The following is a 23,688-nucleotide window of genomic DNA, read 5'->3' as shown; positions in this document are numbered from 1 at the left end:
ATAAAATAGAAAGTTAACAGTTGGCATTTTAAATAATGAGGATTCACCATGAAAACCATGAAAGCAATCAATCTTGTCTCTCCTAAAGAAACCGCACTGGTTAATATCCCGATTCCGGAAACGCCAAAGGATGGCTTGTTGCTGAAAACAAAGTGCGTTTCAATCTGCTCAACAGATATCTCTTATTTCGAAGGTCATCTTTACCCTTCTGAGTATCCGATTATTATGGGGCATGAGTTCCTGGGCGAAGTTGTTGAAATTGGCGAAGACTATAAAGATAACAATGTAAAAATCGGTGACCGCATTGTTTACTGGGGGCAGACGGATTTTGGCGGCTTTGCTGAATATCGCACGCTTCGCCCCATTTTTTCAGGTCAGATTAAAAAAGATGAGTTCTGGACAGACCGCTACTTCTGGGATGACCATCATGCATCAGCAGTTAAAATCCCGGATGACATGGATGACCTTGTTGCACCATTAATTGAGCCGACAACGGCTGCAATGCGCGCAATTTTAAGCCATCCGCCAAAACCTGGCGATAAAGTTCTGGTTCTGGGAACGGGTCCTATCGGTATTATTGCCGGACAGATCATCAAGAAAGTTTTTGCTCCACACAGCATCGTTTCCATGGATAACAACCCTATGAGAAATGAGCATGCTGAGAAGTTCTTCTCAGAGAAGGCATACCTTCCTGAAGAAATCACGGAGATGGTTGAAAATAATACCTTTGATTATGTTTTTGATGGGCTGCCGACTATCAAGAACGTGGATGAAGAATGCGATCCACGCCGCATTGCCATGAGAAAAATCGTGCCGCGCGGTCAGTATCTGTTATACGGTGCTTCTCAGACCATGCAGAAATTTGACAACTGGCTGATGCTTTCTAAAGGGATCAACATCAGTTCTGCTCCCTTCGATGTGCAGAGTTTCCCGATGCACAAAACAGCCAACGTCATCCAGTCTGCATTTCAGATGATCCACTCAGGCATTGTGGATGCCAAAGGCCTGATTTCAACAGTATGTCCTTTTGAAGACTACGATCGCCTTGTGAAAATCTTCGAAACGTACCGTTCCACCACACAGCTTAAAACGGTTGTTGATTTCCGTTAATGTTCAGTGGCGCAGGGAAACCCTGCGCCAGTCCGCATTAGCCGTCATTAAGGTGAACCATATGTCCCAGCCTGAAACCCCGGATGCTTTTATTGAACATCGTTTGAGATCTGCAATGAGTAATACGTGCAGCTCAGTATACATTGTTTCTTCTGGCTCAGAAAGTGAGAGTAAAAATGCTATAACCATTACCTCATTTACATCTGTTTCTGTGTCGCCACCATTGATTTTATTCTGTGTTAACAAACGCTCGCGTTTCGCCAGTTTAATTGAGAGGAGTGAGACTTTTGCGATTAATTTCATCCACAATGATCAAGTAAAAATTGCTCAGATATGTAGCCAGTCTGATGTGGAAGAAAAATTCAGGCAGGAAGGATGGATTTATAAAGGTGATATCCCTTACCTGAAAGATTCAAATCATGTGCTGTTCTGCGAAAAAATGTGCATTGAGGAACAGGGAACGCACCTTGTCGTTTATGGAAGCGTTAAAGAAGTAGAAACCGAAAACACTAAAGATTCACTGCTCTACTATAAGCGGGAATATGCCGTTATTCCGGATATAACTACTGCCCTATAAGGATATAAGAATGTCAAAACTTGTGGTGATTTCAAACAGAACTGCGGACCCTGATGAATCCCGTTCCGGGGGGCTGGCTGTCGCTCTCTGGAGCACACTCAAACAGTCAGGTGGTACGTGGATCGGATGGGATGGCCGTGTGTGTACACATGATAATCCGGAAATGACGTGTCGCCGGGCAGAAGGCGTGGATTTCTTTACGACTGAGCTGACCGGCCAGGAATATAAAAATTTCTACATTGGCTATGCAAACTCTGTTCTCTGGCCGGTTTTTCATAATCGTACAGATCTGGCTGAACACGACCCGGAGTTTAAACTTTTCTATGAAAGAACCATTCGTCGTGTTGTGTCCTCCTGCTTCAGACAGATTGCCGCCGGCGATGTGGTGTGGGTTCATGACTACCAGATGATCACCTGTGGAGCAGAACTCCGAAAAAAGGGAATTAAAAACAGCATCGGTTTCTTTCTTCATATTCCTTTCCCACCACCTGAGCTAATCAGGTGCATACCCGATCACGCCTGGCTTATCACCTCTTTACTGAGCTATGACCTGGTGGGCTTTCAGACAGAGAAAGATCTCCAGAATTTTCAGAAATACCTCCTGAATCATACGGATGCAGAGTTAATCGGAGAAAAGACTTTTTTCTGGAAGGGCCGTAAAATCAGGGCAGGTGTATTTCCCATTGGCATAGATAACGGGGAGATTTTACAGGCTCTCGAATCCGAACGCAGCCGGGATCTGAACGAGAGATTCCGTCAGGAGAGCACCGGTCAGCTGATAGTTGGTGTTGATCGTCTGGATTACTCTAAGGGACTTCCGCAGCGTATCCACTCTATCCGGGAGTTCTTTGCGCGGTACCCGGATAAGAAGAAAGCTGTTTCGCTTCTGCAGATTGCAGCCCCGAGTCGTGAAAAGGTAACTGCGTATGAAAAGCTGAGCGAAGAAATGGACTATCTCAGCGGGAAAATTAATGGCGATTTAGGGGACATTCACTGGTCACCGGTGAGTTATGTCCATCGAAACGTCGAACGGGATGATTTACCTGTCATATACCGAAACAGCAGAGTAGGCCTTGTGACGCCTTTATGTGATGGGATGAATCTCGTTGCAAAAGAGTATGTTGCCTCTCAGGATCCTGACAATCCTGGTGTACTGGTTCTCTCTGAATTTGCCGGCGCAGCACATCAGCTTGCCGATGCGCTACTGGTGAACCCCTTTGATGCCGGTGCGACTGCCCGTGCAATCGAAAAAGCGCTGAATATGTCTCTTGAGGAAAGGAAAAGTCGCCATACATCACTTATGCGATCGATCCTTGCTCATGATGTTCACTGGTGGTGTGGTGAGTTTCTTAACAGCCTTAAAGAGCAGGAAATATGGATGGTTGCCTGATGAGAGTAATGCTCTGACGGGCGGATACAGGGATTGTTTTCCGGGAAGGATGAACCTCTGGTCCGAGTGTCACTGAATCCGGCCCTGAAAACAGCTGGCACGCTGTAATAACCAGCCGGAAGTTTTATGCAGTGAGCCATGAAGCTGTCCGGATCCTCCAGAGTCTTATCCGTAACCCGCTCAGACTCCTGTATATCGGTATCATTATCGCAAAAATCTGGCTGAGAGGGAGGTCGAACCCGGCGATGGCTGATAACCGGTAATCCCTCTCATCAAATATGCCTGTTACTCGGAAAGCCGGATGACCCGTCCCTGAGTAAAGGGCTGACACCGGGCTGAAGCCTTTTTCAGTTCGGCCGCTTTTTCTTTATCATAATCCCTGTCCCAGGGAACAAAGCGGAGCATATTTCTGTAAGGTTCCCTTACCGACTCGGGGCACAGGAGTTTAACGTTGTTGAGTGAATAAACCATAATCCCCTTCGCGCTGAAGCTTTTTTCCCCCACGGTCGAGGCTCTTTGCCATTCCTCATTACTGAAATGCGAGGCCGGTATAGTGGCGTTATCAATCTGAAAACGCCGCGTTTTCCAGTCTGAAATACCTGCCAGCGCCATTGTTTTATCAGCCAGCATCGGGAAAAAAGACGGCACGTACATGCTGGTGAGAAGGGACCAGAGTACAACGGTAATGCTCCCGAACTTTATGAACCAGCCACTGTTTCTGACAGCCGGATCGGTCATCACATATACCGTACCCGGAAACAGCATCAGCATTCCCAGACCTGATATCAGCACGGATACTTTCAGCATCATTGCAATACTTTCCCCGGCCGCTTTCTGGTCTATCCAGCCGACGACAGTGGGGAGACCGAAGGTGAAAAAGAGGGTGATAGCCAGAAGCTGCAGTGCGGGACTGCCAGCGTACAGCGTGAGGCCTGTCCTGATACGGACACTGGCAGGCTGATATTGCTGGGCAATTCTCACGGCTTTTCTGAGAAACAGATAGTTGATCATAAATACAGACGTGATCCCCCCCAGCAGGCATGCCCGGTCTGTGAGCTTTTCGTGATCCGGATACCTGTCCGAAACAATGGCCCAGCCAAAAAAGCAGAAAACCGCAACAGGAACCGAAAACAATACGGACAGCGCTATTCTGCCTTTTATATCCGTGTAGTTGGGAAGACTTAACGCACTTCGGGGCACAGAAAGGCTGAAAATAAACGAAGGTACAAGAAATATAGCGGCAAAAGCAGCCAGGGTCAGCATCATAAAGATGAACACGAAATTAAAAAGGCCTGAAACCGAGAGGTTTTCAGTAAACAGAGAGGCATTATCAAAAGCGCCAAGGTAGGTTCTGATGATGACAACAGACATTAATGGCGGCATCAGGCTTATTAGCCAGGCTGGTTTATTCATTGAGGCTCCTGAGTAAGGAAATCCGTCAGGGTAAATTATCCTGTCCCGGTAAAATGGTTATGCAGAACAGGATGTGGCTTAACTACAGATCTCCGTACAGGGCGCGCAGTTCGGCAAGCACCGGCGTGGTGTCAGGCGCGCTTACTGCCGCCAGCAGCGCCGCCTCCAGCTGCAGGTACTCCTCCGGTGTCATGGCGATGTGGGTGCCGTCCAGCCCCAGGATCACCTTTTCTCCTTCACCGCGCGGGATGTACAGCGACACCAGACTGTCGCGGGCGCTCCATTCGTGCGTGGCCCCCAGCCAGGCGCGTGCCTGCATATAGCGGACCAGCGCGCTGAACACGTCCCATCCCAGCGCCAGCGAGACCCGGCCGGCGGTGACAAACAGGCTGAACTGCGGCGGCAGCCAGGCCTGCCCCGGCAGCTGCGGCTGCCGGTTTCCGCGCACCTCCGCACGCAGGATGACGTCAGCCACCTCAGCGATCAGGCAGACATCGTCCGTGACCAGCCCGGTCACCGCCGCCCATCCTTTCATGCTCTCCGGCTGCTGCGCCCGGATGACCAGCGGAAAAATGACCTTCAGGCGCGCCGGCGTACAGATGCGGGCAATAGCCTCGTCGGGAAAGGCCTTCAGGTCCAGGGCGCCGGAGTAAAGCGGCCGCAGCAGAAACTCGGCCCAGGTGGTGTCCACGCCGTGCGGCATGGCCGCCATGAACGCGTCCGTTTCGGCGCGGTAGTTTTCGCCCCTCAGGTCAAAGGCCCGGTTTATGTAGTAGGTGTCCACCGGGATGCCGTTTTCGTCTGCGTACACCAGGGCGTCAAAGGTGATGCCCAGCAGCGCCTCCATCACCGGCCAGCTCATGAAGGCACTGCCGGTCTGGCAGGCCGCGTGCGCCTGCGCAAACAGCCAGCGCAGCTCGGCGGGCTTCACCGTCTGGCGGCCGAACGTTTCCCCGCGGACCACCTTGCGGTAAAGCGCCTCCCGGGTCCCGGCGGGATCGGCCTGCAGGGCAAAAAAGGCATCGTCCGGTGAGGTGGACTTCAGCGCGCCGTCGAGAAGCCGTTCGGTCAGCGCGTTGACCGAGGTGTCCTCGACCGACGCACGGGACTTCAGGCTTTCAATGAGTTTTTTCGGGAACCGTAATGTCAGCTGGCTCAGCATGAGGCTTTTTCCTGTACCGTGATAAAGTCAGATTCCAGCATGCACGAATATCTGTCAGAAATCACGCTTTATGAAATAGTGACATGATGTCATAAACGTGCAGCCACATTACCGTTATCGGGTTTTCCGGGTACAGATCCGGAAAAAGGTAGAACCGGATCTTTTGCACGTGCGGGCGGTTTTCTGCGCAGGTGACTACATATAGTGGTTCGGTCAGCTGAAAAGCATACAAGATATGGGATAAAGGCGGCTGCGGGACCCGGCGCTGCCGGGCTTTGCCCCGCCCCGCCGCCGTGCTACGCTTCCGGTTACTGCCGTATCGGGAAAAAGTCGGATCAGGCTGATGTGTGCGTGCGGTAATTGCAGAAAGTAAAAATAAGCAGGCTTACAGATAAGTGCGTTATTAAAAGCAATCATACTATCCTGCTAGTTTTAAGTTTTTAAGGTGATAATTAATTTATCAATGGTTACTTTGATGACATAAAGGATATCTATGGCTCGTGGGAAGAGTGTGACGATAGGAGACCTGACGTTCTCCTCAAAAAAAGCCGCAGTCGATCATTTCATGGATCAGCGTGAACAAGTCAGGGCCTCTGGTCCGGTTACCGAAGGAGCGCTTTTTGAACAGCTCACTGACCTTTATACGCGCTACTGCAACTGTTCACCCGGTTACGCGCTCAACGGGCGTCACATAACGGGCTTTGAGGTGGATTACGAACTCCGGGATAATGGACGCTTCGTGCAGCGCCTCTGCTACAAGGTAAGATTCAGCAATCAGGAGCTGCGTCCTTTTTCCGTGAATAAGGCGGTCAGCGCGATTATCGAAGCAGAGCGAGTCTGATTATGGGCAGCCTGAGTTCATCAGCCAGCGTGGCGGCGGATGCCGTCACCCATCCTGTTACGGTTCAGGTGATAAATCAGGGACCCGGGATCTGGGGGAACGTGGCCACGGGGCTTATCACTGCCGGCGCGGCGATTGCGGCGGTGATGCTGACGCACCGGTTTACGCTGAAGCGTGAAAAGCTATTGGCTCAGAATAAACAGCAGCAGGAACTTCATTATCTGGCGACTGAGCTGGCCTTCCTTCTGGAGCGCTATGCCTCAGGATGGGTATCCCTCATGTGGTTCCATATGCATCAGTATCGGGAAGGGACTGCTCCGATACCCAATCTGGATTTATCCCCGGCAGCAGGCGACTGGCGGGCACTGCCCTCTGCAGTTGTTTTCCGCCTCCGCTCTCTCGAGGAAGAGCACAGGGAATTGGCCCGCGTTCTGTTGAACAAGCCGGACCCGGAATTTTTACCTGAGCCGGGATATCTTCGCCTCCGCTGTTATAAGCTCGGAATAAAGGCTTTTCTCCTGGGGGGAAGAATGCGCCGTCTGGCGGACCTGCCTGACTCACCACAGATGAAAGGTAATACGGGAACATTAATGATGCTAAAAAGAGGACGCGGCTCATGGCTCCGGTTTCGGAATCGTGAACGAGCTGAGAGCAAAATGGCACTGGATAAACTATTAAAAACAGAAGTACAAAGTGTCATTAATTAAGGCGCTAACCTTCATGGCAAATTTTCCCAGATTCACAAAGACCTCAAATTATGACTGACCTGATACAGTACACACAGTCTCCAATTACCGCTCAACTACCAGTAGCCATCGACTATCCAGCCGCACTGGCACTACGTCAAATGGCCGCGCAGCATAATGAATACCCCCAGTATCTGCTGGCTCCGGAGGTCAGCGCCCTTCTCCATTATGTACCGGATCTGCACCGCAAGATGCTGTTTACCACTCTCTGGAATACCGGTGCGCGTATTAATGAAGCGCTGGCGTTAACGCGTGGGGATTTCAGTCTGGCGCTGCCCTACCCTTACGTGCAGCTGGCCACGCTGAAGCAGCGTGGTGAGAAAGCGGCACGAGGGCCCGGACGCGCGCCGTCAGGCGTGGTCCCTCACCGGCTGGTTCCGCTGTCCGATCCGCAGTACGTGGCACAGCTCGAGATGATGGTTGCCACGCTGAAAATTCCGCTTGAGCGACGCAATCCTGATACCGGCCGGGCTGAAAAGGTCAGGCTCTGGACGGTAACTGACAGAACGGTGCGCACCTGGCTGAACGAAGCTGTCACCGCTGCCGCCGGTGACGGAGTCACGTTCTCCGTGCCGGTAACGCCACACACGTTCCGGCACAGTTACGCCATGCACATGCTCTATGCGGGCATTCCGCTGAAGGCGCTGCAGAGCCTGATGGGCCATAAGAGTATGAAGTCAACTGAAGTGTACACGAAAGTGTTTGCGCTGGACGTGGCTGCCCGGCATCGGGTGCAGTTTCATATGCCCGGGACAGATGCAGTTGCCATGCTCAAAAATAATACCTGATCTGTTTCCAATCTAACACTTCCTGAAGCCTACCTGTTACTTTTCAATATGTTATCAGCATGCTTTAATCATATAATTTAATGATTACATAATTAATAAATCATTTGTTTTTTTAATCATATGATTACTTAATCTTTTCATTGAGTTTTAGATTAACATACGTATAGTTACAGGATTACAGGATTACAGGATTACAGGATTACAGGATTACAGGATTACAGGATTAACAGGATTACAGGATTACAGGATTACAGGATTGCAGGATTACGATTTTTGAGGCGCAATTTCACTTTCTGAAGGGGTGTTTATGGCTAAGGTCATTTCGTTTTTGAACGGTAAGGGCGGGGTCGGTAAAACGACTACTTCGATAAATGTAGCTACAGCAATCGCAAAAAGAGGTTCCAAAGTAATAGTGGTTGATACTGATCCCCAGAGTAGTATCGGAAACTGGTATAACGAGGATAAATGCTTATTTGACGTAGCCGATGCAGGATCAGAAAAAGAAGTCTACTCGGTAAGAAAAACCTTGAAATCATATGATTACATAATCATAGATGGTGCGGCTGCGATATCTGCAATTTCAGCTGCTGCAGTCATGGTTTCCGACGTAGTGTTAATCCCTGTGACACCTTCCCCCCTGGATTTTGCCGCCTGTGGCGCCATCATTGCTGTGATTGAAGCTCGGCAGGAACTGCAACCAATTAAGGCCAGGTTTGTGATTACCAAAAAGGTTAATACTGCCAAAATGCTGGGCGTTCTTAAGGCCTCAATTGAAGATACGGGCATTCCCGCTCTACGGACAGGAACGACTCAAAGGCAGAGTTACATTAAAACAATGCTTGATGGCGGCACTGTTTTTGACACGGACGATTCAAATGCTAAAGGTGAAATCGACGTACTTACAAATGACATTCTGGAATTATGCCAATGAAAATGAAACTCGGTGCTAGCAAAAGTACAGTGCATGCGGTTGACGCTATCCACAAACCGGGATTACCGACAAAGAAACTCCAGATGAACATTCCTGAAGATCTGCACAAGTCTTTCAAGCTGGCATGCTTGAAGCAGGACAGAGACATGACGGATGTAACAATCGAACTTATTAACGAATGGATGGAAAAAAATCGGTAATCACATAATCACATAATCACATAATCACATAGTCACATAACTACAATATTATATGATTGCGCGTTTAGGTCATGCTTTCCGGGTTTAGGTGGGCTACTTTATGAACAGATTAAGAATAATGCTTTTAGGGTTTCTGGGTTTTAAGTCGATGAACTCGATGAGCGATAAAAATAGAAAAAGCGCTGCTGAGTGGGGATTTCTGCTGAGCACGCTGTTTATTGTGCCACTTTTCTTCATGCATGATGCCAGTGAACTGATTAAAATCAGCATGCAATTGCTGTGGGGCGCATGCGTGTCACGCGCGGCATTCCTGGCTAACGGCGGCTGGAAGAAAAAAAGTTCTGATTAATGAATGATTGATACAGAGTCTCTATGGAAATGCAGGAAATGCTGACGCAGATGCGGGGGCAGGGGATGATCCTCCGAACGGTGACCCAGTCAGCCGGTATGTTTAAGGGGCCCGTCCGCAGGCGCCGCCCGGCTTTTGATGACTGGCTTCATCAGCTTTCGCGTAAGGACAGGGTTCCGCGCGGACGATACTTCCGCGGAAAGCGCCCGGGCAAGCCCCTGATCATCATGGATGAGTTCTGGCCGCACTTTTCATGACAAGGCAGGGCAGCAGACCTACGTTATGTCTGCTATGCCCTGCAGTTACGGGTTACATCACGCGCGCCACCGGGATGTCACTCCAGCGCGTGGTCCACGCCGGTGAGAGCATGTCCCGCCTCATTTTCCATTCCGTATTCACGCCCTGACCGGCAAACCACACGCTGCCCAGTCCGGACTGATTGATGCCGTCCAGCACCTTCATCAGCTGCGCGCTGTTGGCCCGCGGCTGCGTATCGTCAAAGAGGTTCAGCTGACTGACGCCATGCGGGGTAAAGTCATCGAGCATCACGCCGGCCTTCATGTATCTGCGGCCGTCCAGCCAGATGCGGTCAAGCGAGCGCATGGCCGCCCCGATGATATCGCGCGTGTCCTGGGTTGGCAGGCTGAGCTTTTCACCGGCGCTGTTGCCGTAAAACACCTCGTTCTCTGCATGCGGTGACGTCCGGATAAACACGCTGATGCGCCGGCAGAACTGCCGCTCTCCCCGGAGCTTTTCTGCGGTGCGGGTCGCGTACTGGCACAGGGCCTGCTGCATGGCCACCTTAGAGGTGATGCGCTCGCCAAAAGAGCGCGAACAGCAAATCTGCTGCTTGGCCGGCGGAAGTTCCTCCAGCGGAATACAGGACTCCCCGTTGAGCTCACGCACGGTCCGCTCCAGCACCACGCTGAAGTTTTTGCGGATGAGCGCGGGATGCGCACGGGACAGCTGCAGGGCATTTTCGATGCCCATCAGACTCAGTCTTCTGGCGATGCGCCTGCCCACGCCCCAGACTTCCTCAACCGGCTGGTTCTGGAGCAGGGTGGCCGTACGCTTCGGGTTACCGGGCGTCAGGGCCAGTACCCCGCGGAACTGCTTCCACTCCTTGCCGGCCCACTGGGCACTCTTTGCCAGCGTCTTTGTCGGCCCCATGCCTACCCCGACGGTCAGGCCGGTTATGGCCAGCACGTGCGCCCGCAGGCGCCGGCCGAAGTGCTCAAAATCCTCACACCCGTCAATACCGGTCAGATCCAGGAACATCTCGTCAATCGAGTACTGCTCGACCTTTGGCGTCAGTTCCTCGAGGGCCGTCATGACCCTCTGCGATAATGAATGATAAAGCCCGTAGTTAGAGCTAAACACATGAATCTTATCAGGATATCCTTCATTTTTTATCTGAAACCACGGAGCGCCCATTTTGATGCCCAGCGCTTTGGCGCCCGCTGAACGGGCGATGACGCAGCCGTCGTTATTGCTGAGCACCACCACCGGTTTACCGCGCAGGTCAGGGCGGAACAGGGACTCGCAGCTCGCATAAAACGAGTTAACGTCCGCCAGTCCGAACATAGGCAGCGCCATAGCTACCTCCTGCGCGCTTTTGTACTGTTGAAGAACCAGGTGACGACGCCGAGCAGCTGCAGCTCCTCCGGATAAATGACGGAGTAGGCCGGGTTCATCGGCAGGAGAGCCAGACGGGGATGAAGCTGCAGGCGCTTGACCGTAAATTCACCGTTAACCTCAGCGATTACGATGTCTCCGTGCGAGGCCTCTTCTGCGCGATCGACGACCATGACGTCGCCATCACACAGCCCCAGTTCCTGCATACTGCTGCCGCTGGCACGCACAAAAAACGTGGAGGCGCGCCGGCGGATGCAGAGCTCGTTAAGGTCAAGTTCAGCCTCAACATAATCTGCGGCGGGCGAAGGAAAGCCTGCCGCACAGGGATCTGCATAGAGGGGCACGCGTACACGGGGGGTGAAGACCGGGGGCCAGAGCAGCATCAGGCCTGAACCGTACACGGCGGGTTTCACAGGACGCTCCGGGATGAAAATACCGGTGACGGGATATGTGCTGTATGTAAGTGGTGCATAAATTCCTCCTCTGTAATTAACTGGTTTTATATACAGTATTATTGGCGAAATTTATCTGGCAAGAAAAAGCAGCAGGGGATTACTCAGATGCGGTTTTATCCGGCTGATAATTAATGGAAAATTTTTGAAATGATGTGTTTTCAGCAGCATCACGTCAGACATTGGGCAGAATATCGGTGCCACCGGGCTCCCGGGAGGGGATTCAGTCACCCGGTAATCTGTCTGCGGATTTCCTGATCCACGCACTTTTTTTGAGAAAGGCGCGTAAGCAGTTTCTGCCGGCAAAGGTGAAATGACGCTTCCTCGCCACGGCTGTTCGTTCCTCGCGCTGCTGCGGTACGCCTCAGCCGTGACTGCGGCGAGCGTTGCGTGCTCACGTTTTAAGGGCAGGCTTTTTTCCTGTTCCTCGTTTGCTCCGGGGCCGGACCGTTTTATGCTGCATGCAGACGTTAAACTGACGTTTTACCCTGAGAGGCAACGTATAGACGGTCTGACTTCTCCCGCCCGCTTTCTGGCATACCTTATGGCAGAGCACGATATCTCCATCACGCAGCTGTGCAGGCGCAGCGGGATGGACAGCGCCGTTGCCTGGGAATCTCTGGCGGGACTGCTGCCGGTGACCCCGGCGCTGGCGGAGCAACCGGGTCGGGTATTTCATTCGTCCGGGTTCTGGCTAAGCCAGCAGGCCGTGTACAGAACAGCTAAAGAGCTATCTTTTTCAGTTAAAATAAGGTGCAGAAGATAATGGTGAGAAGATCTGTCAGGTGGAGCGCCTGCGATGGAAACGGGATGGAGCATTGTGATATCACTATTTCCGGTAACGGCATAATTATTGAAGGTATTGTTGCAGGCAATCGAAAAAGCAGTTACGGGGCCTGGTACCGTGTAGATACAGATGAGAGCTTCAGAACGCGAAATGTACAGGTCAGATATGTTGGCGGCCCGTCACTCCATATCATATCTGATGAAAATGGCATCTGGCATGATGTTGAAAATAATAAGCAACTCATACATCTGCAGGGCTGTCATGACGTCGATATCGGCTTTACGCCCGCGACGAATATGTTGCCATTGAGGCGTCTGAAACTTGCTGAAAAAGAAAGCCAGTCTATAAAAGTGGCCTATATTCCCTTGCCTGAAGAAATCAGTGAAAACTTCGAGCCCGTCGCAGCCAGCCAGCGTTACACATGTCTTGCGCCAGATCGGGTGTACAGATATGAAGGGATTTTTCGTGATTTCACAGCTGATTTGAGTATAGATGACGCGGGGATCATCGAAGACTATCCAGACCTGTTCCGAAGGCAAAGTAAGTAAACATATATAAGTCATTCCAGGAGAGGACGGCCCCGAAGTGGTTTTTATTAATGCAGTGCTCTCCTCTCTGTTTCAAATCCTGCTATCCGGATGCTTGCCAATATGCACCAGTTGACGTTGTCGCATCTCTGAAATTACCTGTCAGCTGAGATCATCCGGAAGCAGCGCTGCCTGACTAAGGCGATTGTCAAAAGCGGACGTTTTGCTCATAACGACTGAGGTTAATATTACATTAAACATAACACGCCGATCACGAGCCGTGTCAGACAGACATCGCTGTACGAAATCAGGCCGGTTCAGATATGTTATTCCTCACAGCCGCCCTGTTCACGGAGTACACCGTGCCGGCGTTCTGCTTATTTAAGAAGGGCCAGCATATTGCTGTCTGGAAAGATATGATGCGAAAAAATCAGCCCAGCTGATCGGAGACGGCAGGGAATAGCAGTCTGAAGAGGTTCGCGCCGCCGATGTTGAAAGTGCCCTCGCCAGGCTGGCGGACATGCGGATAGAGGAAGTCATGACAGAGCGCACTTTCATCACGGGTTTCATATTCAGCAATCTCCTCACAGCTATTCTCAGATAACGGACGGCTGACAACGTTTAATAACCCAGCCAGCCTTCTGCTTTTAAAAAAGTTCGATTATGAATCACATGTGAGGAAACGGCTGTGGGCCTGCTCACTTTCTGCGCATTCATGAAAAAGGCGTGATACAGTGGGCGGCGGTTTTTCTTAACGCGAATTTCACTGATTCACTTCCTTCCCGGTCCGCAGGCCTGGTTTCGGGATTTTTTTCAGCCATCCGGGTTATCAGTCCCGGATGGCTGCCCCGCAACGCTCCATCTGCATTATGATCACGCCCCTGTGCTTCAGCCATCAGGCAGCGCCGCGTCTGTTTTCAGGGCAAAAAAAACCGCCATCACGGCGGTACAAAGAGGAATACTGTGACGCTTGCTTTTATTGTGGCGGGCCGGAGCCGCCGGCCGGTCTTAATCATAAAAAAGATCGCCACGATAACAAGCGTAAGCGGGAAAAAAACGTTATTTATACCTGGTCACCTCAGCCGGCACGGCTGAACATGAGTACCGGCTTTCCGGAATTTTTCCCGAAAAAACCTGCCATCTTTAAGCGGGCTGAACAAAAATGTTCACAATTTACGGCAAATGCGCCGGCTCCGGCCGGGGAACGGCACCCCTTCAGCATGGAAAAATAAGTGCGGTTGCGCAGGCCGGCACATGCCACAGGCGAAAAAAATGGCTCCTCCGGGGCAGGAGAAGCCAGAAGCCTGTCAGATACGGTCATCTGTCGTTTTATGTCGCCCGGGGGAGGCGCATAGTGATTATCGGCATACCCGGCCCGGACATGAGCGCGTCCTGTGCTATTTTCTTCATACCCGCCATACATCATGCTTTTAACATAACGGTGCTTCAGAGCTTCATGCCTGTGACCCGTCGCCTGCCGGTCATCCGGGCAGTGGACACCGGCAGGCCTGCAGGTATCTGCATTGCGTCAGACCGGCTGATTCTGCTTTCTGTGAGGCCCCGGACGGCCAAACAGAAAGCCCTGCAGCAGCGCGCAACCTGACGTCCGCAGCCATTCCGCCTGCTCTTCTTTTTCAACGCCTTCTGCCACCACCTCCAGCCCGAGCTCGCGACACAGCGTCAGCACGGCACCCACAATCGCCGCCGCGCCCGCATCCGTGTGCAGGTCGCTGATAAAGGACTGGTCAATTTTGATTTTGCTGAACAGACGGGTTCGCAGATAGCTCAGTGACGAGTAGCCCGTGCCGAAGTCGTCCAGTACGATATGTACCCCCATCTCCTTTAACTCATGAATGACGCGATGGCTGTCTTCCGGGTTTTCAAGCAGGGCCGACTCGGTAATTTCCAGCTCAAGCCGGTGTGGCGCAAGACCGCTCTGCTGCAGAGCAAGACTGACGATGCCGGCAAGCCCGGGCTCACGAAACTGACGGGGAGAAAGGTTGACGGCTATGCGTTCGTTATCGGGCCAGTTGGCCACCTCTGCACACGCCCGCCTCAGGGCAAAAGCCCCCATCTCATGAATAAGCCCGGTCTGCTCTGCCAGAGGAATAAACACGGACGGCGGTACGCTGCCCCTGACGGGGTGGTACCAGCGCATCAGCGCTTCGTAAGACACGATGACACCCGAGCGGCTCTCAACAACGGGCTGGTAAAAAAGCTGTAACTCCCCGTTCACCAGCGCGCTGCGCAGGTCGTTCTCCAGGCTGAAGCGCTCTGCCGCCGCACTGGCCAGCCGGGAGGAGAAAATCACGTGGCCGTTACGCCCGGCAGCTTTCGCCTCATACAGTGCAATGTCGGCGGCGGCCAGCATATCTTCCGCCTGCCGCAAATCGCCATCGCAAAGACAGATGCCGATGCTGCATCCGGAGATGACTTTACGGTCCTCGATGGTAAACGGCTCCGACAGCACGCCGGTAAACCGGCGTGCCGCTTCGTCCGCCGCCTCTGCGGTAGCAAGGCCGGGAAGCAGGATAACAAACTCGTCCCCCCCCGTGCGGGCCAGCACATCGTCAGCGCGCAGCGCGGCCTGCAGCCGGCCGGAAATTTCCGTAAGCAGGGCGTCACCGGCAGCGTGCCCCAGCGCGTCATTGACGCTTTTGAAGCGGTCAACATCCAGTATCATGAGCGTAAATGGCATACTCTTTTTCACACATCCGCCAAGCGCCGGCATGAGGCCCCGGCGGTTCAGCAGGCCCGTCAGCGGATCGTGCAGCGCTTCATGATTTGCCCTGACAATTGCCTGCTGCTCCGCGGTGATATCCAGTACGGAGAAAAGAATAAACTCGCCGTTCCCGCCGGTTGTCAGCCTTTCCGCCGCGACCCTCAGGGCAGTCTCCGGTACCGTCTCTCCGGACGTCAGGGTTTCGGCCAGGCCGTCACCCGGCGACAGGTGCAGGCCGCGCCTGAACAGCGTGTCCAGGCCCACCGGGTGCGTTGCGGACTGACGGGTAAGGATGTTACCACTCAGCACAGTCGCTCTGAGCCAGGCGGAATGGATGGCGGGCTGATTTGTGCGGACAATATCCCCCGACCCTGCGTCACACAGAATCAGGGCGCAGGGAATGTGGCTGAATATCTCATCCAGCAGCCGGCCGGCATCCGACAGTTCTGCCTCACGCCGGGTAACCACCCGATGCGCAATACTGAGCGCCATTCGCTCTTCATACTGACGCGATACGTCACGCACGATTTTGATAAAGGCAGCCTCTTCACCCTCGGCCGGGTGAAGGAACTCTATTTCTACGAGCGCCCTGAAGACGCTGCCGTCCCGGCGCAGGCGCCAGCCTTCGGCAGAACAGCGTCCGTGCTCACGGGCAGCGGCAAGGTTTTCTTCCGGCACGCCCCTGGCCTGCTCGCTTTCATCGTAGAAGACCGAAAAGTGCAGTCCGGTAATCTCCGGCCTTTCCCATCCCTTTATATTCCGGGCCCCCCGGTTCCAGCTCAGGACCTCCCCGGATGAGGACAGCAGGTAGACGGCGCACAGTGACGTCTCAGAGACCGCTGTCCCGAGCCGGTCATGGGTGTCAGATTTCATGTATCGGCTCCTGAACGGTTCATAATGTATGCCGGAAAAGTTCCGGTCCGCAGAGTGGTTACCGGCACATGCACGGTACTGCTGAGGGTCTTTATTCAGCCTGACAGCGTCTCTCCTCGCGCAACAGCAGCGCCGGAGGGTAACCGGACCTCAGAGCAGGCAGCCACAGGCTGCGAAAGGCTGCCTGAAGCCGGTCACCGGCAGCATCATCGGGGCTTTGCTGATACCACCATGAAAAAGTTCTGCAGGGCCATCAGCGCCCGGCCGGTCATGGCGATTTCCGATACCATGACGGCATCGTGCTGATTCATCCAGGCCAGAAAAAGGGGGTCCGTCATGTAGGGGGTGAATGAATCAAAGGCAATCTTCAGGTGAACCAGATTGTTAGCCCAGGTATCCAGTGACCGGTATTCACCCTCGCTCAGCTGCGTGAACAGCGCATCCGTCCGTGACTTGATTTCTGTAACGCGCATATATTTTTCATGCATCGGATTTCAATCTTCCTGTTAGCTGGCTGCAGTCATCTGCAGGATTCAGGCGAAGCCCGTCGTTCAGTATTACCTGGCAGCACGTGACGGCCAGGTAAATAAGATGAGCAGAGGGCCGTGGTACCGGATTCAGCGCGGCCGCCCTGCAGACCGGCTTATACCCTGAAGGTCTCCACCATCCCGCGCAGCGCGTGCGCCTGCTCAGACAGTGACTGCGATGCCGAAGAGGATTCCTCAACCAGCGCGGCGTTGTTCTGCGTGACCCCGTCCATCTGGCTGACGGCAACGCTGACCTGTGAGATGCCCTGCATCTGCTCGGATGAGGCCAGCGAAATGTTATCCATGGCCTCCGCCAGCTCACCCACCATGCCGACAATTTTGAGGATGCTGTGACCCGTGCCTGCCGCCACCTCCACGCCACTTTCCACCTGCTCCACGGCCTGCTCAATCAGCTGCTTGATATCACGCGCAGCGGTGGCGCTGCGCTGGGCCAGCGTCCTGACCTCGCCGGCCACCACGGCAAAACCGCGCCCCTCTTCGCCAGCCCTTGCGGCTTCCACCGCCGCGTTGAGGGCGAGAATGTTGGTCTGAAAGGCGATGCTCTCAATCACGGCGGTGATGTCCCGTACCTTTGCCGCGCTCAGCGAGATGGCATTCATGGTTTCCGACATGCGCTGCACGTCCGCTTCACCCGTGCGCGCAAGCGACGCGGTTTCACGGGCCGAATCGGCGGTCTGCTGCGCGCCGGCCGTGTTACTTTTCACCGTGGCGGTGAGCTGCTCCATGCTGGCGGCCGTTTCCTGCAGGGCGGCCGCCTGCTGCTCGGTGCGCGAGGACAATTCAGTATTGCCCTGAGAAATTTCATCCGCGGCCAGGGCCACTGAGGCGGAGGCGTCTTTAATCTGCGAGACCAGTCCCCGGAGATTGGCCTGCATGCCGTCCAGCGATGCCAGCAGGCTGTCCGTGTCGTTACGGCGCAGCGTGACCGGCGTGGTCAGGTCGCCGGATGCGATTGTTGCCGCGAGCGCCTGCGCCTGTGCAGGCTCTCCGCCCAGCTGACGCATCAGCACCCGGATGGTGAGTAAACCCGTGCCCGCCGCCAGCAGAACAGAAAGCGCTGCCAGCACTGTCAATATACCTGCGGTTCGCGACGTGCTGGCGCTGTTTTCGGCAACGGTATCGCGGCTGAGCTGCATCTCAACGCCAGTCAGCACGTTCAGGGCATCCAGCAGGGTCGTCTGGGCGGGACGCGCGGTGTTCATCAGAAACATCGTGGCAGCCTGCTGCCGGTTATCCATGCCCAGCTTTCCGGCCTCCATCAATGTGGAGAGGGCCGTACTCTCGGCAGACAGGACCTGCGCCAGCGCGGCCTTTCCCTGTTCAGAGACGTTGCCGGACATGCTTTTTTCCAGCTGCTCACGCTTGCGGACATAGGCCTCCCGCTGAGCAACCAGCCGCTGCCATTCAGGCTGCATCTGCGCAGGGTCGCTCAGCAGCGCAAGATTGCGTACAGCAATAGCCATATCGCGCAGGCCTCCGCGCATGTCCAGTACCAGCGTATAACGCTTCATCTTATTGTTTACGGTATCGTTCATTCCGTCACGCGCCTGCCACAGGGCATGAAGTGAGATGCCGGTACAGAGTATAAAAAGCAGAATAAGCAGACCGAAGCCTGACGCAAGCCGGGTAGATATTTTCATAGGTGCTCTCACTGTCCGGGGAAGAGGAGTGTCTGGTGTGATCTGTGTTATCGGCACGAAGGGGGAAATGTACAGCGACCAGAATAAATCCCCGACTACCAGCCAGGCCGGAGTGGTCAGCACCTAAACCAGAATAAACAGCTCCTGGCTGTCAAAACGGTCTGTATGTGACGCATACGTTCGATATAACCCTCAGATCAAAGACTTCTATACATCCCTCATTTCACGTGGAAAAGTAAAAAAGTCGCGATCACAGCCTGTATCAGTAAATTCATAACGATACTCAATGCTATGTTCAGGCACCAAAAGGATTGGATATACAGCTGAAGAGACAATTTACGACTCTGGATGAATCAGACGATACGTAACTCTGTTCAATCCGAACGAATAGAGGGTCCGCTTTGTGCCAATAGCGGACGTTCTTAGCATCTGCGAGCACTAATCTGTAGAGAGTAAATTTCACCGCATAATAATTCAGTTGCGCCGCAATCTTCATAGCCTTTTTTCAAAATCCTAGCCGGAGGTAGGTGCCGGAAACGGCCCGGACGTCGCAGAAACGCGCTGAGGGCGTCTCAGGGGGTGCGGCAAGTAGTCCTATAGTAAATCAGGCTGACTGCAAGGTCAGCCTGATCCTGCAGCAGAGCATGTTACCGGATGGCGGCGACTTGGTTTTTTATAATCAGGCGCCATGGAACCATGTACATGGCACCACCGGGAGCCTGAAGCTGCGCGGTGTCTTGTGGTCCGTTCGGGCGCTGCTGGATAACCACAAATGATATCCCCTGAAGATTTTCGGCACTGTAAACCTGGTTTTCAGTGGTTGAAATATTCTGTGAGGGATTGCCGGAAAGGTCTATAGCTACGGATGTCCCCGGTGGACAGTTGGCACTGTTGCAACGAAGAGTCTCAGGAGTGGCAGGGGCCAGCTCGGTGTCAGTACTGATGTCGCTTCCCGGTCCTTTATCGTAAATAAACGGGATCAGCAAAAATAGGGCGAGCACTATCCACATCCATCCTTTCAAAGCGCGTATTTCCTTAAAAATTTTAATGCGGTCCGTATTTTACACGTTCATGTGGCGATATAGAAAGCCCTTTGTCCGGTTCGGAAATGGATTGTTATGTTTAATTTGGCAGAATTTTGCTGCTGCCATCACTTTGACGTCCGCTTCTCGCTCAAAGCAGACCTTCACTTTTCCTTTCCCTCGAAAATGGCCCTCTAAATCCTGATCTCCACTTGCAAGCTAAGAGGGTATCTTATTCCATTCTGTCCACAACCCGGGTGCACAGCCTGGCGATAACCCTGTGGACAAAAGCGCAGCGGCGGCGTTCTCCGCGCACAGACAGCAGGCGGTCATAAAATGACCGCCCCGTCCGTTACTTCAGGTGCCCGCGCATTTCGGCAGCGCGCCGGTACAGCGCCACCAGTTCGGTATCAATCTGCTCGATCAGCATCCCGGCCATTTTCTGGGCCGGTGCCGCGCCGCGGAAAAGATGGCGTTTTGTCATGTCCCGCAGCCGCAGGTGAAACTCGTAAAGCGATTCCTCGAGGTCGTTAATATCGTCGGTAAGCAGGTCGTTGCCGGTCGTCAGTGTCTGGTCTGTCATGGTGCTGTGCTCCTGGTCTGGTCAAGAAAAAAGTTATGCGGCACGGGCAGAACGGGCGGCGCGCAGTTCGCCCAGGCGACGCAGGCCGGCGGCGTGGTACTGCTCCAGCAGTTCGATCCCGATCCAGCGGCGGCCGCACTGGTCCGCGGCGACGCAGGTCGAGCCGGAACCAGCGAAAGGGTCCAGAATTAAATCACCGGGCTTCGTGAAGGTTTCGATAAGCGGCTGCAACACGCTAACCGGCTTTTCGGTGGGGTGGTGCCGGTTGCCCGTGTACTGCCAGGGCATCGCGTCGGGTAAAGGCTTCGCCGGCAGCGGCGGGCGCCCTTTAGCCAGCAGGTAGGCGCTTTCATGCTGATATCCGACAAATGCCGATTTCGAGGCGTACGTCTTGGTAAACACAAGGTGCCCGACGACGCGAAAGCCCGCCGCTTTCCATGCCTGCATAAAGACGTCTACGCGGTTCCAGCCGTAGAAGCTCACCGCCAGGCTGTTGTTTTTGAGCACGCGGTACATTTCACGGCTGGCCGGCAGCACCCACTCGTCGCTCACGTCGTTGGCGATTGAACGGCCGGATCGGTCCTTAAAGCCGACGAGGTACGGGGGATCGGTCAGAATGAAGTCGATGCTGTTATCCGGAAAGCCGGCCATGATCTCTACGCTGTCGCCGCGCATGAATCGGGACATAGTTATGCTCCTGAGTGTCGGGGGGCACCCCTGTGGTGCCGTGACCACCACAAAGACGGGCGTAAAGCGGAGCAGGCAGGGGCGATGCGCAAGCCGCACGCGCCGCCGGAGCGGACTGAATGTCCCGCGCACGGCGGGGAACGGGTGAGCAGTTGTGTTTGATGTCAACCTGGGAAGGGGTTTAGAAGTCGCGCAGTGGTTGCAGGTGATGAACGTCCGCTATGAGCGAGGAGCGGACCTTGGCACATGTCATCGATTTTCACAGCGATTAATTTGAGAGATAGCAACCGAAGTTGTGGAGATTCAGCGAGTTCAATAAATTGACTTGGCCACCACATTTAAAATGTGCTATCACGACTTGAGTTCAACATTTCAATCAGTCATCGTAAGATAATTTCTAAGCTGGTTATTTTTATTAGTACGGGTACAATAATATTTTACTATAAGAATTAATACACACTTCAAAAGGATTAGATATGCGTTTGAGTAAAGTCCGAGTGCAAAACTATCGGAGTATCATAGATACCGGTGAGTTTGAAGTTGAAAAGCTTAAAACGATTTTAGTTGGCCCAAACGAAGCAGGCAAAACTGCCATTCTTCAAGCAATTCAACAAATTAACCCCCCAGCAGGCACTAAGAATTTTAAACCATTACGTGACTACCCGAGAGCTAAATATACCCAAATTAGCCGAGGGGACTTAGATCCGAATAAAGTGGAAGTAGTTACCGCAGTTTTCGAACTTGAAGCCTCTGATTTGGAACATGCGCCAGAGCAAATCAAAGGTGAACCAATCAGTTACACCTTCACTCGGTATTTAAACAATAACGCGTCTCATGGTTTAACTGGTTTCACATCGCCAACTTACAATGACGTCAAAAATGACCTAATCAGACTGACTGCTCATTTAGATCGCTCGTCTGCGGAAGGTGAAGTAAAACCACATTCAGAAAGCCTTACTAAAATAACGAATGGTTGGGTACAGAATAAATATTTATATAATTACTCTGATATTTTAAAGAAGTGGCTGGAGGAAAAACTTCCATTTATTGATGAAGAAAATGAGAAAGAACTTAAACGTTGGGAAATGATTGAGTCAAAACTGAATTTATCAATTAGCATCCGCAATTTTCTTGAATATTTAGATCAAAACAAACCTATATTTGTACTTTACAGTAATTACTTCCGAGTAAAGCCTATTATCCATTTAGGAAATCTCGCTAAACGGCTCGAATCTAATAGTCTTGATGATGATGCATATGATTACGGCAACAGTTGTCTGCTTAGATTACTTGGTTTTACTGCACAGGAACTTTCTGAACTCGGTAAAGCAACCGATCCAAACCACACTTCGACAGATCTTGAAGTTTTTAGAGAGAAGCTCGACCAACGTAGCTATGAACTCAATGCAGCCAGTGTTGAATTAACCCAGCAAATAATCAAAGTATGGAATCCTGAAGATAATAAAGCAGAAGCAAGTAGGCTCAAGCTGACTGCCGACGGACAATATCTAAAAGTAGTTGTCGAAGACAATATAGGCGTTGAGGTTGAGCTCGACCAGCGCTCCGAAGGTTTTCAGTGGATAGTATCGTTCTTCATAGTTTTCTTTGCTGAAGCAAAAGGTAAACATAAGAACACGATACTCCTATTAGATGAGCCAGGAGTCAGCCTCCATGCTCTGAAGCAAAGAGAATTTAGAAAAACCATCTCATTACTTGCCGATGAAAACCAGACCTTGTATTCAACTCACTCACCATTTCTAGTTGGCCCGGATGAACTCGATATTGTTAGAGTTGTTGAACTGACTGATAGGACTGTTGGTACTAAAGTACACACAACTGTGTCCTCCAGTGATCCTGCAGCACTTTTACCGTTACAGGAAGCGCTTGGGTATGATTTAGCTCAGAGTCTATTTGCGAACCAGCGTAATTTGATTTTAGAAGGCTTGACAGATTATTGGTATGTCGAAGCCATATCAGGCCTTTTTAAGGATGGAGGAAAAACATTCCTGCACGAAAAGATCGCGCTTGTACCAGCCAACACAGCAAGCAAAGTCGTTTACTTTGCGACAATTCTTACTTCACACAACTTAAAGGTCGCAGCGTTACTTGATTCGGATAATGCTGGTGATCAAGCAGCAAATCAGGAAATTCTAGTCCATCGCCTTAGTAATAAGAGAATCCTTAGAACATCAGATTTTACAGTTCCTAAAATTGAAAAGGCTGAAATCGAAGATCTCCTCAGAGATACATTAATAAATATAGCAAAGTCGGAGCTAAACTGGGACTTAACCACAGCAGTGGAAAGTGCTGAGGGTAAGCCTGTTATTAATTTGTTTCAAAATGAAATTGGAAAGGATTTCTCCAAATATAAATTAGCTAAGGCGTTCTTGAGATGGTCTCGAGATCATTCATTCACTGACCTGTCTGCTAATGAGATTCAAGGCTGCACGAATCTCATAAACGCTATAAACGCTGCATTGAAGTAATTATCTCAACTGGCTCATCTCTTGGTATGAGCCAGTTTTTTAGATCCCTTTGTCAGGGTATGAACTGCAGATCTTAATTAACATAGTACGACGTCAGCAACGTCCGCTTCTGGCACAAAGCGGACGGATATGGAGGCTATGTCTGCTATGAGCAAAGAGCGGACATTAAAATGATGGCGATCGGGAAATTTTGTCACACTAGACATAACACACCTTCTA

The 23,688-nt window shown here is 52.2% G+C and carries 22 protein-coding genes; 12 read left to right on the top strand and 10 right to left on the bottom strand.

Annotation, left to right across the window (positions count from 1 at the left end):
- The first annotated feature begins 48 nt into the window (after positions 1 to 48).
- The 3 genes from AC1V0D_RS21270 (at position 49) to AC1V0D_RS21260 (ending at position 3,077) form a co-directional block, all read left to right on the top strand.
- The gene (locus tag AC1V0D_RS21270) at positions 49 to 1,110 is read left to right on the top strand and encodes a zinc-dependent alcohol dehydrogenase (protein ID WP_482908045.1); all 1,062 of its coding nucleotides are present in this window, start codon (positions 49 to 51) and stop codon (positions 1,108 to 1,110) included.
- Between the two features lie 61 nt (positions 1,111 to 1,171).
- Complete coding sequence (locus AC1V0D_RS21265; RefSeq protein WP_482908044.1) at positions 1,172 to 1,687, top strand: flavin reductase family protein; 516 nt, start codon at positions 1,172 to 1,174, stop codon at positions 1,685 to 1,687.
- 10 nt (positions 1,688 to 1,697) lie between these two features.
- Entirely contained in the window at positions 1,698 to 3,077 is a 1,380-nt protein-coding gene (locus AC1V0D_RS21260; RefSeq protein ID WP_482908043.1) for an alpha,alpha-trehalose-phosphate synthase (UDP-forming), read from the top strand.
- Between the two features lie 285 nt (positions 3,078 to 3,362).
- Here the strand turns inward: AC1V0D_RS21260 and AC1V0D_RS21255 are convergent, their stop codons facing one another.
- On the bottom strand, positions 3,363 to 4,490 hold the full coding sequence (locus AC1V0D_RS21255) for a hypothetical protein (protein ID WP_482908042.1): 1,128 nt from the start codon (positions 4,488 to 4,490) through the stop codon (positions 3,363 to 3,365).
- Positions 4,491 to 4,572: 82 nt separating this feature from the next.
- Entirely contained in the window at positions 4,573 to 5,652 is a 1,080-nt protein-coding gene (locus tag AC1V0D_RS21250) for a hypothetical protein (RefSeq protein ID WP_482908041.1), read from the bottom strand.
- Positions 5,653 to 6,145: 493 nt separating this feature from the next.
- Between AC1V0D_RS21250 and AC1V0D_RS21245 the strand changes: the two genes are divergently transcribed.
- From AC1V0D_RS21245 to AC1V0D_RS21220, 6 genes are all read left to right on the top strand, one after another.
- Entirely contained in the window at positions 6,146 to 6,493 is a 348-nt protein-coding gene (locus AC1V0D_RS21245) for a hypothetical protein (protein ID WP_482908040.1), read from the top strand.
- A gap of 2 nt (positions 6,494 to 6,495) precedes the next feature.
- Positions 6,496 to 7,200 (top strand): hypothetical protein, encoded by a 705-nt coding sequence (locus AC1V0D_RS21240; protein WP_482908039.1) that lies wholly within the window; start codon positions 6,496 to 6,498, stop codon positions 7,198 to 7,200.
- Between the two features lie 50 nt (positions 7,201 to 7,250).
- On the top strand, positions 7,251 to 8,027 hold the full coding sequence (locus tag AC1V0D_RS21235; protein WP_482908038.1) for a site-specific integrase: 777 nt from the start codon (positions 7,251 to 7,253) through the stop codon (positions 8,025 to 8,027).
- 307 nt (positions 8,028 to 8,334) lie between these two features.
- Positions 8,335 to 8,958, top strand: coding sequence for a ParA family partition ATPase (gene parA / locus AC1V0D_RS21230; RefSeq protein WP_167431572.1), 624 nt, complete (start codon positions 8,335 to 8,337; stop codon positions 8,956 to 8,958).
- Positions 8,955 to 9,158 carry a plasmid partition protein ParG gene (locus tag AC1V0D_RS21225; protein ID WP_482908037.1) on the top strand — a complete coding sequence of 68 codons (204 nt, stop codon included), beginning with the start codon at positions 8,955 to 8,957 and terminating at the stop codon, positions 9,156 to 9,158. Before parA ends, AC1V0D_RS21225 begins: the two co-directional genes overlap by 4 nt.
- 100 nt (positions 9,159 to 9,258) lie before the next feature.
- The gene (locus tag AC1V0D_RS21220; RefSeq protein ID WP_482908036.1) at positions 9,259 to 9,507 is read left to right on the top strand and encodes a hypothetical protein; all 249 of its coding nucleotides are present in this window, start codon (positions 9,259 to 9,261) and stop codon (positions 9,505 to 9,507) included.
- 309 nt (positions 9,508 to 9,816) lie between these two features.
- Here AC1V0D_RS21220 and umuC read toward each other — a convergent pair whose 3' ends face one another.
- Entirely contained in the window at positions 9,817 to 11,091 is a 1,275-nt protein-coding gene (umuC, locus tag AC1V0D_RS21215; protein WP_482908070.1) for a translesion error-prone DNA polymerase V subunit UmuC, read from the bottom strand.
- Positions 11,092 to 11,105: 14 nt separating this feature from the next.
- Positions 11,106 to 11,555: a translesion error-prone DNA polymerase V autoproteolytic subunit gene (gene umuD, locus AC1V0D_RS21210; protein WP_371316156.1), complete on the bottom strand. Its 450-nt coding sequence runs from the start codon at positions 11,553 to 11,555 to the stop codon at positions 11,106 to 11,108.
- 804 nt (positions 11,556 to 12,359) lie between these two features.
- Here umuD and AC1V0D_RS21205 point away from each other — a divergent pair.
- Together AC1V0D_RS21205 and AC1V0D_RS21200 are read left to right on the top strand one after the other, a co-directional pair.
- Positions 12,360 to 12,929, top strand: a complete 570-nt coding sequence (locus AC1V0D_RS21205) for a putative glycolipid-binding domain-containing protein (protein ID WP_482908035.1) — start codon at positions 12,360 to 12,362, stop codon at positions 12,927 to 12,929.
- Between the two features lie 818 nt (positions 12,930 to 13,747).
- On the top strand, positions 13,748 to 14,140 hold the full coding sequence (locus AC1V0D_RS21200; protein WP_482908034.1) for a hypothetical protein: 393 nt from the start codon (positions 13,748 to 13,750) through the stop codon (positions 14,138 to 14,140).
- 296 nt (positions 14,141 to 14,436) lie between these two features.
- On the opposite strand, the gene AC1V0D_RS21195 is transcribed toward AC1V0D_RS21200, so the two are convergent.
- The 6 genes from AC1V0D_RS21195 to AC1V0D_RS21170 all read right to left on the bottom strand — a co-directional run bounded on the left by AC1V0D_RS21195 (position 14,437) and on the right by AC1V0D_RS21170 (position 20,983).
- Positions 14,437 to 16,503 (bottom strand): putative bifunctional diguanylate cyclase/phosphodiesterase, encoded by a 2,067-nt coding sequence (locus AC1V0D_RS21195; protein WP_482908033.1) that lies wholly within the window; start codon positions 16,501 to 16,503, stop codon positions 14,437 to 14,439.
- A gap of 206 nt (positions 16,504 to 16,709) precedes the next feature.
- Entirely contained in the window at positions 16,710 to 16,976 is a 267-nt protein-coding gene (locus tag AC1V0D_RS21190) for a hypothetical protein (RefSeq protein WP_482908032.1), read from the bottom strand.
- Positions 16,977 to 17,146: 170 nt separating this feature from the next.
- Entirely contained in the window at positions 17,147 to 18,691 is a 1,545-nt protein-coding gene (locus AC1V0D_RS21185) for a methyl-accepting chemotaxis protein (protein WP_482908031.1), read from the bottom strand.
- Between the two features lie 647 nt (positions 18,692 to 19,338).
- A complete protein-coding gene (locus tag AC1V0D_RS21180) occupies positions 19,339 to 19,713 on the bottom strand; it encodes a hypothetical protein (RefSeq protein ID WP_482908030.1) in 375 nt (124 codons plus the stop codon).
- A gap of 352 nt (positions 19,714 to 20,065) precedes the next feature.
- Positions 20,066 to 20,296: a hypothetical protein gene (locus AC1V0D_RS21175; protein ID WP_482908029.1), complete on the bottom strand. Its 231-nt coding sequence runs from the start codon at positions 20,294 to 20,296 to the stop codon at positions 20,066 to 20,068.
- A gap of 33 nt (positions 20,297 to 20,329) precedes the next feature.
- A complete protein-coding gene (locus AC1V0D_RS21170; RefSeq protein WP_482908028.1) occupies positions 20,330 to 20,983 on the bottom strand; it encodes a DNA methyltransferase in 654 nt (217 codons plus the stop codon).
- Between the two features lie 476 nt (positions 20,984 to 21,459).
- On the opposite strand from AC1V0D_RS21170, the gene AC1V0D_RS21165 reads away from it, so the two are divergent.
- On the top strand, positions 21,460 to 23,469 hold the full coding sequence (locus AC1V0D_RS21165; protein ID WP_482908027.1) for an AAA family ATPase: 2,010 nt from the start codon (positions 21,460 to 21,462) through the stop codon (positions 23,467 to 23,469).
- Positions 23,470 to 23,688: the final 219 nt, after the last annotated feature.

Source organism: Pantoea sp. PA1, from assembly GCF_056856975.1.
The sequence above is the reverse complement of the archived record's forward strand: the minus strand, read 5'-3'. Positions and strand labels throughout refer to the sequence as shown.